This window comes from Halomonas sp. DP8Y7-1 (genome assembly GCF_019801685.1).
Taxonomy (GTDB): domain Bacteria; phylum Pseudomonadota; class Gammaproteobacteria; order Pseudomonadales; family Halomonadaceae; genus Halomonas; species Halomonas litopenaei_A.
In genome coordinates this window covers 1-14,391 of sequence record NZ_JAHVIN010000012.1, presented here as the reverse complement: position 1 = coordinate 14,391, position 14,391 = coordinate 1, and the positions used below count along the sequence as shown (strand labels likewise).

At 61.6% G+C, this 14,391-nt stretch carries 13 protein-coding genes and 1 rRNA gene; 10 read left to right on the top strand and 4 right to left on the bottom strand.

Features of this window, described 5'->3' with window-relative positions:
• The first annotated feature begins 271 nt into the window (after window positions 1–271).
• The 7 genes from KUV41_RS14380 (at window position 272) to KUV41_RS14350 (ending at window position 7,021) form a co-directional block, all read left to right on the top strand.
• A complete protein-coding gene (locus tag KUV41_RS14380; RefSeq protein WP_261396074.1) occupies window positions 272–1,834 on the top strand; it encodes a gamma-glutamyltransferase family protein in 1,563 nt (520 codons plus the stop codon).
• 3 nt (window positions 1,835–1,837) lie between these two features.
• Complete coding sequence (locus KUV41_RS14375) at window positions 1,838–2,407, top strand: chromate transporter (RefSeq protein ID WP_206936890.1); 570 nt, start codon at window positions 1,838–1,840, stop codon at window positions 2,405–2,407.
• Entirely contained in the window at window positions 2,404–2,934 is a 531-nt protein-coding gene (locus tag KUV41_RS14370; protein ID WP_222162924.1) for a chromate transporter, read from the top strand. The genes KUV41_RS14375 and KUV41_RS14370 overlap by 4 nt, the downstream gene beginning before the upstream one ends.
• Window positions 2,935–3,037: 103 nt before the next feature.
• Window positions 3,038–4,009 (top strand): Bug family tripartite tricarboxylate transporter substrate binding protein, encoded by a 972-nt coding sequence (locus KUV41_RS14365; protein WP_206936886.1) that lies wholly within the window; start codon window positions 3,038–3,040, stop codon window positions 4,007–4,009.
• Complete coding sequence (locus KUV41_RS14360; protein ID WP_222486600.1) at window positions 4,006–4,569, top strand: tripartite tricarboxylate transporter TctB family protein; 564 nt, start codon at window positions 4,006–4,008, stop codon at window positions 4,567–4,569. Before KUV41_RS14365 ends, KUV41_RS14360 begins: the two co-directional genes overlap by 4 nt.
• Window positions 4,570–4,599: 30 nt before the next feature.
• Entirely contained in the window at window positions 4,600–6,099 is a 1,500-nt protein-coding gene (locus tag KUV41_RS14355) for a tripartite tricarboxylate transporter permease (RefSeq protein WP_222561535.1), read from the top strand.
• Window positions 6,100–6,214: 115 nt separating this feature from the next.
• A complete protein-coding gene (locus KUV41_RS14350; protein ID WP_222486599.1) occupies window positions 6,215–7,021 on the top strand; it encodes a transporter substrate-binding domain-containing protein in 807 nt (268 codons plus the stop codon).
• Between the two features lie 136 nt (window positions 7,022–7,157).
• Here KUV41_RS14350 and KUV41_RS14345 read toward each other — a convergent pair whose 3' ends face one another.
• Window positions 7,158–8,027 (bottom strand): oxidoreductase, encoded by an 870-nt coding sequence (locus KUV41_RS14345; RefSeq protein ID WP_206936881.1) that lies wholly within the window; start codon window positions 8,025–8,027, stop codon window positions 7,158–7,160.
• A gap of 442 nt (window positions 8,028–8,469) precedes the next feature.
• On the opposite strand from KUV41_RS14345, the gene KUV41_RS14340 reads away from it, so the two are divergent.
• Both KUV41_RS14340 and cysK read left to right on the top strand, forming a co-directional pair.
• Entirely contained in the window at window positions 8,470–9,408 is a 939-nt protein-coding gene (locus KUV41_RS14340; RefSeq protein WP_222485663.1) for an alpha/beta fold hydrolase, read from the top strand.
• 235 nt (window positions 9,409–9,643) lie between these two features.
• Complete coding sequence (cysK, locus tag KUV41_RS14335; RefSeq protein WP_206936878.1) at window positions 9,644–10,615, top strand: cysteine synthase A; 972 nt, start codon at window positions 9,644–9,646, stop codon at window positions 10,613–10,615.
• 116 nt (window positions 10,616–10,731) lie between these two features.
• Here the strand turns inward: cysK and KUV41_RS14330 are convergent, their stop codons facing one another.
• A complete protein-coding gene (locus KUV41_RS14330; RefSeq protein WP_206936877.1) occupies window positions 10,732–11,172 on the bottom strand; it encodes a hemerythrin domain-containing protein in 441 nt (146 codons plus the stop codon).
• A gap of 842 nt (window positions 11,173–12,014) precedes the next feature.
• On the opposite strand from KUV41_RS14330, the gene KUV41_RS14325 reads away from it, so the two are divergent.
• The gene (locus KUV41_RS14325) at window positions 12,015–12,758 is read left to right on the top strand and encodes a hypothetical protein (RefSeq protein WP_222486598.1); all 744 of its coding nucleotides are present in this window, start codon (window positions 12,015–12,017) and stop codon (window positions 12,756–12,758) included.
• Here KUV41_RS14325 and KUV41_RS14320 read toward each other — a convergent pair.
• Both KUV41_RS14320 and rrf read right to left on the bottom strand, forming a co-directional pair.
• The gene (locus tag KUV41_RS14320; protein WP_222485667.1) at window positions 12,751–13,239 is read right to left on the bottom strand and encodes a DUF2938 domain-containing protein; all 489 of its coding nucleotides are present in this window, start codon (window positions 13,237–13,239) and stop codon (window positions 12,751–12,753) included. The genes KUV41_RS14325 and KUV41_RS14320 overlap by 8 nt on opposite strands.
• 1,002 nt (window positions 13,240–14,241) lie before the next feature.
• Window positions 14,242–14,357, bottom strand: a 5S ribosomal RNA gene (gene rrf, locus KUV41_RS14315).
• Window positions 14,358–14,391 lie beyond the last annotated feature (34 nt).

Below are 14,391 nucleotides of genomic sequence, written 5' to 3'. Positions count from 1 at the left end.
GGCGGTGGTTGGAGAGAGCCCGCACGGCACTGACGTCAGTCGCCTGCCCAGGGATTGACGCTCGCTGCAGCGCACGGCATAGTCAAAGCACAAAATCGATTTTTAAACACAATACCGATTACCACCTTTTCTTTCGACGAGAGACGCCATGTCTTCCCAGCGCGATATCCCTGGCACTGCTTCCGCAACCGTTTGCGGTCACCTGTCCACGCCCTATCCCGATGCCACGCCCTTCCCGTCTCGACGCAGCCCCACGTATTCTCGCCACGGCATGGTGGCCACTTCGCAGCCCCAGGCGGCCCAGGTGGGGCGCGACGTACTGGCCCGCGGAGGCAATGCAGTCGATGCCGCTATCGCCACGGCAGCGGCACTGACGGTCGTCGAGCCGACCGGTTGCGGCATCGGCGGCGACGCCTTTGCCCTGGTCTGGATCGCCAGCGATGACAACGGCAACGGCGAGCTGCACGGACTCAACGCCAGCGGTGTCGCCCCCCAGGCGCTGACTCGAGAGATGCTGGTCGAGGCGGGTCATGACAAGGTGCCGCTATACGGCTGGACCCCTGTCACGGTCCCCGGAACGCCGTCAGCCTGGGCGGAACTGTCGCGCCGCTTCGGCAAGCTGGACTTCGCAAGCCTGCTGGCACCCGCCATTCGCCTGGCCCGGGAAGGGTTTCCGGTCTCGCCCGTTATCGCCAGCCTGTGGCAGCGCGACACGGCCACCTTCAAGCGCCACCTCGAAGGTGAGGCCACCCAGGGCTGGTTCGATACCTTCACCTTCGACGGGCGTGCCCCGCAGGCGGGTGAATGGTTTACCAACCCCGGTCAGGCCGACACCTTGGAGGCGATCGCTGCGTCCCATGGGGAGAGCTTCTATCGCGGTGAGCTGGCTGAGGCCATCGACGCATTTTCACGCCGTACCGGTGGCTATCTGCGCAAGGAAGATCTGGCGAGCTATCAGCCCGAGTGGGTCACCCCCATTTCTGCCCGCTATCGTGACGTGGATGTGTGGGAGATACCGCCCAATGGGCAGGGTCTTGTGGCCTTGATGGCGCTGCGCCTGCTCGACGGTTTTGCACCGTCCCATCGCGACGATCCTGAACTGCTGCATCGCCAGCTCGAGGCCATGAAACTGGCCTACACCGACGGCAAGACGCACATCAGTGAGCCCGAGGCGATGACCTACTCGGTCGAGGAGCTGCTGTCCGACCACTACACCGACGCACGCCGCGCGCTGATTGGCGACTCGGCCATCGACCCCGAGCCTGGTGACCCCAAGGCCGGCGGCACTGTCTACCTGGCCACGGCCGACGCCGATGGCAACATGGTGTCGTTCATTCAGAGCAACTATCACGGCTTCGGCTCGGGGATCGTGGTCCCGGGTACCGGTATCTCCTTGCAGAACCGCGGCCATGATTTCAGCCTGGACGAGCATCATGACAACGTCCTCAAGCCTGGCAAGAAGACGTTCCATACCATTATTCCCGGCTTCCTCACCCGTCATGGCAAGGCGCTGGGGCCGTTCGGCGTCATGGGCGGCTTCATGCAGCCCCAGGGCCACGTGCAGGTCGTGATGAATCTGGTCGACTTCGGGCTCAATCCCCAGGCAGCACTGGATGCGCCGCGCTGGCAGTGGCTGGGCGAACGCACCATCGGTATCGAACACAGCTATGCTGCGCCGCTGGTTCGCGCCATGGCAGCGCGCGGCCACCGGATGCAGGTCGACACCGACAGCCGCAGCTATGGCCGCGGACAGATGATCCTGCGAGACCCGGACACCGGCATCTATTGCGGCGGTACCGAGCCGCGTACCGACTCCAGCATTGCGGTGCTCTAAGCCATGGGACAACACGCCTCACTGTTCGCCGCGTTCTTTCGCATCGGTATCTTCGGCTTCGGCGGTGGACCGTCGATGATCCCACTGGTCCACCAGGAGGTGGTAAAGCGCCACGCCTGGATGGACGACGACGCCTTCGCCGATGTGCTGGCGATCGGCAATACCCTACCGGGCCCGATTGCCACCAAGATGGCCGGCTATATCGGCTTCCGTGTCGGTGGCGTGCTGGGCGCCATCAACGCGGTGGTTGCCGTCATCGTGCCGGTGATCTTCGCGATGATCGCCCTGCTTGGGCTCTACAGTCGCTACGGCGATCAACGCTGGGTCCAGGGCATGGGCCTCGGGGTGGTACCGGTGGTCATGGTGATGATGGCCCAGCTGACCTTTGACTTCTTCAACAAGTCTCGTGCAGGTCTCGGCGTTATCGCCACCCTGGTGCTTGGCGGGGTCGCCGGCGGGCTGATCTACGGCCTCGGCGTACATCCAGGTCTGGTCATCGGCGCCCTTCTCGTCGCCGCCCTGCTGCGGCCCGAGGCCAGCCGCAAGGCATCTCAGGGAGGGCCCTCTGCATGATCTACTGGCAGCTCTTTCTGGCCTTCTTCATTCCCAACATCGTCGGCTATGGCGGTGGACCGGCCATCATCCCGCTGATCGAGAACGAGGTCGTCGGCCACTACGGCTGGATGACCCATCAGGCCTTTGCCGAGACTCTCGCTCTGGGCAATGCCCTGCCCAGCCCCATCGCGACCAAGATGGCAGGCTACATCGGCTACGACGTGGCCGGCGCTGGCGGTGCCATTGTCGCGGTGCTGGCCACCGTTGGCCCCTCGCTGCTGCTGATGCTGGCCGCCCTGGGCACCCTGTATCGCTACCGAGATTCGATCAAGGTCAAGTCCATGAGCCAATGGGTCCGACCTGTTGTCATGGTGCTCATGGCCTACCTGACGGTGAGCTTCCTGCGCGAAGGAATGGCGACGTCAGGCCTGCTGCACACGGCCATCATCGCCGCAGTGGCCGCCTTCCTGCTACTTCGGACCAAGGTACATCCGGCCCTTGTGGTGTGTTTCGGCCTCGCCTACGGGGCCTTGCTGCTGGGCTGATCCGCTCACGCCGACGACGACAGACGTGAACACCACGACACATAACAACCGACGCTTCATTCACAACAATCATCAACAACGATCACTTGCTCAGGACATCAACATGACCACTGTACATCGCCGTTGCGCTACCTCCCTCGCCCTTGCCGTGGCAGCTGCTTCCATGGCCATCGTCCCCCAGGCCATGGCCCAGGAGGCGTTTCCAGAAGACCCCGTCGAGTTCATCGTGCCCTGGTCCCCCGGCGGCGGTAGCGACACCCTGATGCGGCTGGTGGCGAACCACGCGGAAACCTACCTTGGCCAGCCCCTGCCGGTCATCAATATGCCCGGCGTCAGCGGGACTACCGGTCTCAAGGAACTCTCACGGCGCGATGCGGACGGCTACACCATCGGGCAGGTGCACGAGGGCCTGATGGTCGCCAGCCACACCGGCCTCACACCTCTTAACTACGATGACTTCGAGGCGGTAGCCGCCGTCACTCAGTCCCCTCAGTACCTGACCGTGCCCGGCGATGCTCCCTACAGCACCTTTGACGAGTTCGTCGACTACGCCAAGCAACATCCCGGCGAGGTGCGCTTCGGCGTGACCCTGGGTGGCGTGCCACATATCCACGCCGCAATGATGGAGGAAGCCGAGGACCTGCAGTTTCGCTATGTCGGCTTCGAAGGCACCGGCCCTCGCATTCGCGCGCTGGTAGGCGGTCATATTGATGCCGCCATCGGGGATATCTCTTCCAGCGGCGAATTCGTCAAGAACGGTGACTTGCGCTTCCTGGCCGTCGGCAGCGAGGAGCGCCAGCCAGAAGCGCCGGACGTGCCCACCTTCGCCGAACTGGGACACCCGGAGCTGAAGCTAAACATCATCCGCGGCATCCTGGCGCCCAAGGGCACACCCGAGGAACGTATCGACGTGCTGGCCGCCGCCTTCGAATCCATGAGCCAGGATGAAGCCTTCGCCCAGGCCGTGCACAACGCTGGCGCCAGCGTGGTATTTGAAGGCCCCGACGCCTTCGCCGAATACCTCGAGACCAGCGATGCCACCATCGAGCGTCTATCAGGGAAGCTGGCGCGATGAGTGCTTCCCACGACGACACCCTGTCCCCTGCAACCGCTCCATCAGCCGGCTCCCCCCAGGGGGGGCCGGTCGCCCAGGGCCGTGGCGAACACCTGGCCCACGTGCTTCTGAACCTGGGGTTGGCGGCGCTGTTCACCGGTCTCTATGTGCAGGCCCGTGACCTGCCTTCCTCGATGTGGGAGCCACTGGGGTCCGGCAGTTTCCCGCGTCTGGTGCTGGCGGCGCTAGTCGCTCTCAACCTGGCCATTACCGTCAAGGAAGGCCGCCGCTTCATGGCCCAGCCCGCCTCGGCTCGTGGCCAGGCCGGCGCCTGGATATGGCGGCATCGACTGGCCTTTGCCGTGTTAGGACTCTTTGCGGTCTACATCATCACGCTGCCCTGGCTGGGCTTTAGTCTCGCGTCCTTCGGCTTCCTGCTGGCAGGTCAATGGATGCTGGGTGCCCGCACCGCAAAGCCGGTGGCCATCGCCGTGGTGATCGCGGTGATCTTTTCGCTAGGCGTGGACACTCTGTTCCGTGACGTCTTCGTCATCAGCCTGCCCCGCGGCCTGTTCGGCTAAACCGGCAACGACGTCTCGAGGAAACTTCTCATGATGGATACGCTGCTGTCCGGTATGGATCAGCTTTTTACCGTTTCAACCATGATCGCCATGCTGCTGGGTGTCATCGCCGGTGTGATTGCGTCGGCCATTCCCGGCTTCACCATTACCATGGCCATCGTCCTGACCCTGCCTCTCACCTTCACCATGGAGCCGCTGCAAGGCGTGGCCACCATGCTGGCGGTGTATGTCGGCGGCTACAGCGGCGGTCTGATCTCGGCCGCATTGCTCGGCATTCCCGGCACGCCGTCATCGGTTGCGACCACCTTCGACGCCTTCCCCATGGCGCGCAAGGGCGAGCCGGGTCGTGCCTTGGCACTGGGTATCTGGGCCTCCTTCTTCGGAGCCCTGGTCAGCGTGGTGGTGTTGATCATCGCCGCCCCGCCGCTGGCGATCATCGCCGTCAAGCTCGGTGCCTGGGAATACTTCTCCCTGATCATCTTCGCCATGACGGTGGTCGCCAGCCTGGTCGGCAAGTCCATGCTGAAGGGCCTGATGACTGGTCTACTGGGGCTGTTGATCGCGACTGTCGGCTCCGATCCGATGATGGGCGTGGCTCGCTTCACCTTTGACTCTGACCTGCTCGCCAACGGCTTTCCCTTCCTGGTGGTGCTGATTGGCATCTTTGCGGTCAGCCAGCTGCTGTCCGAGGTAGAGGACGCAGACGGCATCAAGCACGGTAAGGCGTTGATGCCGGAGAGCGTCAGCTTCAGCCCGCTCAAGGCGTTGAAGGAAACCATCAGCTATCCGATCAACCTGCTGCGCTCTTCGCTGGTCGGCGTCTTCATCGGTGCTGTTCCCGGTGCCGGAGGCAGCATCGCCAACCTGCTCGCCTACGACCAGGCCAAGCGTGCCTCCAAGACACCGGAAGCCTTCGGAACGGGCACCCCCGAGGGGGTCATCGCCTCGGAATCCGGCAACTCCGCCACCTCCGGCGGCGGCCTGATTCCGATGATTGCACTCGGCATCCCCGGCAGCGCCGTGGACGCCGTACTGATGGCCTCGTTGATGGTGCATGGTATCGGCGTCGGCCCCCGGCTGATCATGGACCATGGCGACCTGGTCTACGGCATGTTCATGGCGATGCTGGTGGCCGCCGTGATGGTGCTCGTGGTGTGCCTGTTCAGCATGCGCTGGTTCCTGCGCGTCACCGAGGTACCCAAGTCGATCATTGTTCCGGTTGTGCTGGTGTGCTGCGTGATCGGTGCCTTTGCCCTCAACAACCGCGTCACCGACGTCTACCTGCTGTTGGGCGTCGGCATCTTCGGCTACCTGCTGAGCAAGCTCGACTATCCTCTGGCGCCGCTGGTGCTGGGTGTGATCCTGGGCCCCATCGCCGAGACCAACCTGCGCCGGGCACTGATGTCCGATGAGAACTGGACGCTGTTCTTCACGCGCCCCATCTCACTAGGACTGCTGCTACTGGCGGCACTGTCCATCGTGCTGGCGATACGCCACCACCGTCGCTCCCGACGCCTGCAGCCGGCCTGACCCCGGCGCGGACGGCACCCGACACCCGATAGACCACGGGGGCGCAAGCAGCCCCCCGTGGTCCAAATAACGACAACGTCATCAAGACTCCCCCGACGACAACACAAGGTCTTCCATGCGTTCATTTTCCAAGTATTTGCTGTCTCCCCTTGCCCTTACCTGCGCGATGGTGGCGGCAGCCCCCTCCCTCGCCGATGAGTCCCGCCAGGTGCGCATTGCCGTGGATGTGCCCTACCCTCCGTTTGAATATCGCGATGCCAACGGTGAACTCGCCGGCTTCGAAATTGATCTGGGCAACGAGCTTTGCCGCCGCGCTGAACTCGACTGCGAATGGATCGTGCAAGGCTGGGACGGCATCATTCCTGGGCTACTGGCACGCAAGTACGACGCCATCCTGTCATCCATGCGCATCACCGAGGCCCGCGAGCGCCAGGTACGCTTCAGCGAGCCCTACGCCATGTCACCCAAGGTCTGGGTGGCTCGCCGAGACGCCGTAGTCGATCCCGAAGACCTGGCAAGCCTCGAGGGCATGACCGTCGGCGTGCAGCGCGGCACCACCCAGGACACCTACATCACCGGTCGCTATCGTGAGGTGCTGGACATCCGGCGCTACGCCACCGCCGATGAGGTGGCCCTGGATATGGAAAGCGGGCGCCTGGATCTCGCCTTCATCAACTACCCGGTGGCCATAGAGGCGCTCTCCATCCAGCAGGAAGACGGCGACTTCACCCAAGTCGGCGAGCGCATCAATTCACCGGAGTCGATCTTTGGCAGGGGCAACGCCATCGCCGTACGCCCCCGGGACGAGGCCCTGGCTGCAACCTTCAATGAGGCCCTCGACGAGGTCTATGCCGACGGCACCTTTGAGCGCCTGATGGAGCAGTACTTCGACTACGATCTGCGTCCCGCCAGCCGACTGTAAACCGCTTAGAGTGGCGCCTGACATGACCGTCGGCCCGTAACGAAACGCGCCCCCACCTTGCGGCTGGGGGCGTGTCGCATTCAGGGGTATGCCACCCTCACGTGCCGGTACGTAGCGACGTTAGGCAATCGAGTTCCTAAGATCGACGATCTCGCGTGGAAGCTCCCTGCCGCGCCAGCAGTGCGCGAACACAGCGTTCGTAAAGCCAGGTGGGCAGCAACCAGTGCAATCCCACCAGGATCTTGGCGTGCAGCGGCAACAGGTAACGCCGACGCGGTCGCGCTGAAGTCAACGCGTGCAGCACTACTCTGGCAATCTGCTCAGGCTCGCCGGCCTGGCGCTGATCGGCCAGCACCCTGGACATGCCACGCTTGATGCGAGCATAGGGTGCGCCTGCGGTATCCTCCTCCAGGGATGCGCGTGCGATGTCTGCCCACTCGCTACGTATCATTCCGGGCTGGACCAGGCTCACCTTGATCCCGAAGGGTCGCAGCTCGACCCTCAACGCATCGCTCAGGGCCTCGAGCGCAAACTTGGTGGCGTGATACCAGCCGCCCACGGGCATCCATAGTCGTCCCGCCATGGAACCGATATTGACGATGCGACCACGGCCACGCTGGCGCATGCCGGGCAGCAACGCCTGGGTCAAGGCCATCAGTCCGAAGACATTGACCTCGAACTGACGCCGGGCTTCCTCGATGGGGACTTCTTCCAGCACCCCATAGCTGCCATAGCCGGCATTATTGACGAGTCCCTCGAGTACCACTCCGTCATCACTCAGCGTCTTTACCAGCCTGGCAATACTGTCTCCATCGGCGATATCGAGCGCCATGACGTGGGCGCCTTGCTGTGCCAATGCCTGCATGCGCTCGGTACGCCTGGCAACGGCGTAGACGGTGAAGCCCTCCTCGAGCAGCGCTCGACTGATGGCATCGCCGATGCCGGATGAGGCTCCTGTCACCAGTACACTGCCTTTTCCAGGCGACGCTTGATATTGCTCGGTCATATGCAAGATTCCTTGATTCGTGATGGCCAGTGCGCCATGCCTGTTGCGGTTGTGCTCAGCTGGCACTTGGCAGAAATCAGCCTGCTTCCATCACGTTATGCTCAAACATGCTTCTGATAGGCAAGGCCCACTCTCAAACGACATACGCTGATCTAGAGTATGAACTGCCTTTTCTTGACGTGGATGGGGGCTGTCTTGGATCGGACCTGTCTTGGATCGGACCTGTCTTGGATAGATCTTGACCTGGACTGTGCCCGACAACCCCTTCGCTGGGTGCTCTCTGCTAGGGCTCCAGACTGCTTAAGCCGGGTGCCATCGAACGGCGCCTGTACTGCTGGCAGTGGCGGCCCCAACGCTGCCGCCCACGCCCTCAGGACTGGCAGACCAACGTCACCTCGTCCCGCGTCACAAGAGACCAAGCCCCTGAAGGAGTCGCCAATTGATGCGCACGATCCCTGCTATCGCTCTTGCTGTTGCCCTCTGCCTGCCCCTGGCAGCAGGTTCCCAGATCGCCGCGGCCGATGAAATTCCCGGCCGCCAATATGCAGATGTGGGCGACTACCGTGTCGCCTATCGGGAGTGGGGGCAGGAAGGTGATCCTGCTGTCATGCTCATCCATGGCATCCCCCTCAACAGCGTGCTGTTTTCCAAGGTCGGTCCGCTGCTGGCAGATCAGGGCTACCATGTGTTCGCGCCGGGCCAGCTCGGCCTCAGCTACACCGACGGACCCATGGACGCCGACCATTCCCTCAAGGGCCAGGCAGAGATCATGACGGCCTTTGCCAATCAGGTGATGCCAGGCCCCTATATTCTGTTCGGCCACGACCTTGGCGGTGGTATCGCTCAAATCATGGTGACCGATCCTGAGCTGAAAGATCACAACGCGGTGCGCAAGATCGTCATCGGCAACTCCGCCGTGCTGGACATGTGGCCGGTCCCTGAGGCCAACGCGGCTATCGCCAAGGCCAAGTCAGATGAGGCGGAAGATATCTTCAACGAAGAAAATGTGCGGGACATCGTCAGGAATTTCGCGTCTGCGGGGCTGTTGAATCCCGACGAGACCCTGACAGACGAGATACTCAACGACCTTTACGGCAACTATGCAGAGAACGCCTCCACCCGGCGTCACTTCATTGAATATTTGAAGGCCATGGACCATCGCCTGACCCTTGAAGCCTCCCCCCAGATGGTGATGTGGAACAAGCCTGCGATGCTGCTGTGGGGGATCCATGATCCCTTCCAGCCCCCCTACGTCTCAGGCGTTGCCCTGGCCCGGATCATGCCTCACGCGACCTGGGAGTACCTGGACGCCAGCCATTTCTATCCGCTGGAACGTCCCCAGGAGGTGGTCGACGCCTTTGTTCGCTGGGACCGTGAGTGAGCGCACGCACTTGGCTCCCGCCACCGACCTCACGCCCGCCCTGCGCGGGCGTGCTCTTTTCCTCGCGCTGATAGCTTTGAAAGGTTAGCGAGTCCTCGCTCTCTCGTGATAGAGGCCATACTGATGCATAGTGAGAACACCTAGACGCCTTATACCTCGACCACCCCAGCCCGCACGCGACAGGCGGTCTCCGCTACAGCGCTGGACGGCGGGCCTCAAGCGAAGGAGCCCTGATATGGCACGGATCTATGAAGACAACGCCACGGCCATCGGCAACACCCCTCTGGTACGACTGAATCGGGTCAATGAAGGCGCTACCATCTGGGCCAAGATTGAGGGCCGCAACCCGGCCTACAGCGTCAAGTGCCGAATCGGCGCAGCGATGATCTGGGACGCGGAGGAGCGCGGCGTGCTCAAGCCGGGCATGACCATCATCGAGCCCACCAGCGGCAACACCGGGATTGCCCTGGCCTACGTGGCCGCCGCCAAGGGCTATCCGTTGACGCTGACCATGCCGGCCTCGATGAGTCTGGAGCGCCGCAAGGTGCTGAAGGCCCTGGGCGCAGAGCTGGTGCTGACCGATCCTGCCAGGGGCATGCCGGGCGCCATTGCCAAGGCCGAGGAACTGGCCAAGTCGGACCCCGAGCGTTACTTCCTGCCGCAGCAGTTCTCCAATCCGGCCAACCCGCGTATCCACGAAACCACCACCGGGCCAGAAATCTGGCAGGATACCGATGGCGCCATCGACGTCTTCGTCGCTGGTGTCGGCACCGGAGGCACCCTCACTGGGGTCTCACGCTATATTAAGAACACCCAGGGCAAGGCCATCACCACGGTGGCGGTGGAGCCCAGCGACTCCCCCATCCTGACCCAGACCCGGGACGGCGAGTCCCTCTCTCCTGCCCCCCACAAGATTCAGGGCATCGGAGCTGGCTTTGTCCCGGACAACCTGGACATGAGTCTGGTGGATCGCATCGAAACGGTCACCAATGATGATGCCATGGAGATGGCTCACCGGCTGATGCGTGAAGAGGGCATCCTGTGCGGTATCTCGTGCGGTGCAGCTGTTGCGGCCGCCACTCGTATCGCCAAGCTGCCGGAATTCGCCGGCAAGAACATCGTGGTGATACTGCCGGATAGCGCCGAACGCTACCTTACCTCCGCGCTGTTCACGGAACTGTTCACCGAACAGGAACTGAATCAGTAAGCTCCGTCAGACGGCGCTCAACAACAAAGGCGTCGGAGTCTCGCTCCGACGCCTTTGTTGTACTGTCGTACTTTCGCTCTCCCACCAGACGAGTCCTGTGGACCCGACAGGCCGCGCTATCCTGCCTCGCGATCCTGCATGTCCTGATGGTACTCCTCGGCCAGATTGGCCTTGGTGGCATCATCAAACACACGACCTGCCAGCTGAAAGACCTCCTGCTCTTCTTCTTCCAGATGATGGGTGACCAGATGCTGCAGTTTCTTGGCATTGGCCAGCCAGCCTGGTGAGCTATAGTCCGTGGACTCCAGTGTTTCGATCAATTCATCGATTTCGTGGTGCTCGGCCACGCTATGGCGCGCCTTTTCCTGGGTCATGTCATATTCCATCATCGGCACGTACAGCGCTCGCTCTTCCGCACCGGCATGATTCTCAAGCTCTTCCTTGAGTCGCTTGAACAGCTCGTCACGCCCTTCGCTGTTACCTTCCGTCTCCACCAGCAGTTCTAGCAGTCGGCGCTGTTTATCGTGGCTCTCGCGCAGGGCTTCAAAGATGGTCACAGGTCTCTTCCTCCTTGTTGAAGCGATGCCAGCATCGCGCCGTGGGCGGCGTCTGATTACCGGCAACATCACGGTCCGAACTGTGCGTAGCAAGACGCACCACATCATGTACCAAACTTGTACAAGAATGGACGCATAGATCGAAAACTGCAACCAACTGCCTGCCGAGGCCGAAGTCTACCGAGCTGACGGCAACTGACCAGTAGCATTGATGCCTAAGCGTGGTGGGAACGAAACACAAGCAACGATAGAGCAACACAAGCAACGATAGAGATGGCCCGGTCCAAAGAGCTCAAGGAAAGTGACGTCGGGGTCGGGGACGTCAAGACGGGACATCAGGGCCAGAAACAGCGGCTCAGCCATAGAAAACTGAGGACGCCCGATCTCCCACGGTCCAAAAATACGCCGCAGAATATCCCCCGCTGGCTGGGTCGAAGACTTAAAGGTGCTCAAACAAGCCAACGAAGGCGCCACCGATGAAATTGTGGTGAGTCGTGGCCAGGCTGGTACCTGGGGTTCTGTCTTATCGTCGCCGAATGATATCTTGAGCACAGCTGCATCAGTAAGTACACGGTGGGCCCGTCTCCTACCGTTCACTCTGGCAAGAACCTTGGCTCCCTTCGGCCTGATCACTCGCAAAGACAGCTTACTGAGCGAGCCGGCTCGCGCCCTGGCGGAACGCTTGCGGCAAGAGGCCGCAACGCTCAAGCATGGGTCCCGCTGACGGCCACCCTGGCTTGATCACTCACGCTATTGGTGGTTTGCTAATACAACATGCGACAAGGACCTTCCTATTGAGAGCCGTCCTTCGAAGCCTGCTTCTGGCAGGGTGCGTTGCCCTATTGAGTCACCCTAGTCACCCGAGCTACGCGGCGAATGCCGCTCCGGCTGCAGACGATCAGCGTGTCTTGATCGGTATCTCCGGCAGCTCCGATCTTGATATCGGCTTTAGCGCCGCCATTTCCCGTCACCACCAGCAGGGTCCTTCGTCACACCGGATTGAAATGACCACACGACAGGACGCCCTGTTCACCCTGGTGGAGCTGGACACCATGTTGAAAGAGCGCCTGAAAACCGCCTGCCTCCTGGCAGCCTTGGCCGAGGTACGCCGCATCAGCGCCGAGCAGGTCGGCCTACTGGGGCAAGATGGCGATGAGTTCCGCTTTCGCCTGCTGACCATGATATTACCGGTGACGGCAGCGCCCGACGTTGCGCTGGTCACCAGCGAGGACATCGTGGCAGAGCTGGAAGACGGTGAGCGACGGCAGACGCCACGCACCTTGGCGGGATGCCTTGGTCATCTGGGCAATCACGCCGCAGCCTTGGCCGCCAACGGTCATGATGTGATTCTCGCCATTCCTCATCCGCAAGCACTCAGTTGGGCCGCTGCCCATGAGCAAGGGCCAGAGTCCCTAAGAGGCTATGCTCTGGGCATCCTGCTCGGCGAAGCGATAGCCTTGGCAGCGCCGGATCTTACCCGATCGTCACTCACTGCAGCGCTGCAAGGCATGCCCCTTAGCGCCAATACCGTCTACCTGGAGCCACACTTCACCCCTGCATCACTGATCAGAGCGCCGCTCAGATAGCAGTGAAGAGTCGCGCCGCCAGATACATGCCGAGCGCGAACACCACATGACCTACCACATTATTCATGCGTGCTAGACCGGGGTTGGGTGCATTGGAACAAGCCACGCCAACCCCCAGTCCCGGCTGCAGGATGAACCAGCCGGCCCCAACGGTCACCAGCCCCACCAGCAAAGCCGGACCAAACGTCGGCATAGCGGCCCATTCAAGGCCCCAAATCAGCAGAAGTACCAGCGCGAAACTGATTCCTACCACGTAGTGCATGCACCATCCGATGGCCAGCTCCCCTCGGACAGGTGCCGACGACGAGATACCTTGACGATGAACCAGCTGACCTCGCGGCAGGCCGGCGAACCAGCGGCCGATCAGGTGCCAGGGCGGTAGCGGCTGACCCAACATCCTGTTCAGCAGCAGGTTCCATACATCGAGTAGCGCAGTGCCACCAAGCCCGATCAATACCGCAAGTCCCAAGGTTTCCAGCATGTTCGCCTCCCTGCCGGGGCACTCGTGCCCCTGATGATCCAGTAGAGAAAAGCCGCGAGGCCCATCCCTGTTCGCTCTACTATCGAATAGGTCGACACATTTCCACAATGCCCTTTTGGGTGGATCTCCCGTGATCGCTGCGCTAACGACAGGACATAGACGCCCAGCCCCTCATCACGACGAACTGGAGCGCAGCGGATAGTGCTTAAGCGCGCCCACGTGTAGCACACGGCTGAACGTATAGAGAGTCCATGCATGCGGCTCTTTAAATAAAGAAAGCCCAACTCCTTTCGAAATTGGGCTTCTTCTAAATAAACGCCTGACGATAACGCTTAGATAGCAATGTCTCTACTCGCCTCATCCCTGAGACTCGCCCTTCGTTCCTCAGGGCCCGCCTGCGGCGGTTCTCCCCTGTTCCCTACTGGGGAGTCGCATGGGGGTGAGTCACCCCAAGCTTTTGCAGCGAAGCTGCAAGGGGTGGCGAACGTCACGAGCCCGCCCTTGAGAAGAGTCAGGCCGGCCCGTGCCGAGGGGGTTATCGGTGCGGCCCCACAAATAAAGAGCGGGCTGAATGTATCAAGAGCCCATCCATGCGGCTTTTTTAAGTTGAGACCCCCTGACCATCTCTCGATAATCGGGGTTCTTCTGAATAAATGCCTGACGATGACGCTTAGATAGCAATGTCTCTACTCGCCTCATCCCTGAGACTCGCCCTTCGTTCCTCAGGGCCCGACTGCGGCGGTTCTCCCCTGTTCCCTACAGGGGAGTCGCATGGGGGTGAGCCACCCTGGAGCTCTTTGCAAGGGCTGCAGCGAAGCTGCAAGGGGTGGCGAACGTCACGAGCCTGCCCTTGAGAAGAGCCGGGCCGGACCGCGCCGAGGGGGTATTCGGCGTGGCCCCACAATTAAAGAGCGGCTGAACGTATCAAGAACCCATGCATGCGGCTTTTTAAATTAAGAAACCCCGACCATCTCTCGATAATCGGGGTTCTTCTGAATAAATGCCTGACGATGACCTACTCTCGCATGGGGAGACCCCACACTACCATCGGCGCTGAGCGGTTTCACTTCTGAGTTCGGCAAGGGATCAGGTGGTTCCCACTCGCTATGGTCGTCAGGCGAAAAAAGGCAATGTATATCAATGCTGGCAAAG

Bases quoted from the DNA above. Each gene is read 5' to 3' on its own strand.
- KUV41_RS14355 (WP_222561535.1), top strand. From the start codon at position 4,600: ATGATGGATACGCTGCTGTCCGGTATGGATCAGCTTTTTACCGTTTCA.
- KUV41_RS14370 (WP_222162924.1), top strand. From the start codon at position 2,404: ATGATCTACTGGCAGCTCTTTCTGGCCTTCTTCATTCCCAACATCGTC.
- KUV41_RS14345 (WP_206936881.1), bottom strand. From the start codon at position 8,027: ATGACCGAGCAATATCAAGCGTCGCCTGGAAAAGGCAGTGTACTGGTG.
- KUV41_RS14380 (WP_261396074.1), top strand. From the start codon at position 272: ATGGTGGCCACTTCGCAGCCCCAGGCGGCCCAGGTGGGGCGCGACGTA.
- cysK (WP_206936878.1), top strand. From the start codon at position 9,644: ATGGCACGGATCTATGAAGACAACGCCACGGCCATCGGCAACACCCCT.
- KUV41_RS14320 (WP_222485667.1), bottom strand. From the start codon at position 13,239: ATGCTGGAAACCTTGGGACTTGCGGTATTGATCGGGCTTGGTGGCACT.
- KUV41_RS14365 (WP_206936886.1), top strand. From the start codon at position 3,038: ATGACCACTGTACATCGCCGTTGCGCTACCTCCCTCGCCCTTGCCGTG.
- KUV41_RS14360 (WP_222486600.1), top strand. From the start codon at position 4,006: ATGAGTGCTTCCCACGACGACACCCTGTCCCCTGCAACCGCTCCATCA.
- KUV41_RS14340 (WP_222485663.1), top strand. From the start codon at position 8,470: ATGCGCACGATCCCTGCTATCGCTCTTGCTGTTGCCCTCTGCCTGCCC.
- KUV41_RS14350 (WP_222486599.1), top strand. From the start codon at position 6,215: ATGCGTTCATTTTCCAAGTATTTGCTGTCTCCCCTTGCCCTTACCTGC.
- KUV41_RS14375 (WP_206936890.1), top strand. From the start codon at position 1,838: ATGGGACAACACGCCTCACTGTTCGCCGCGTTCTTTCGCATCGGTATC.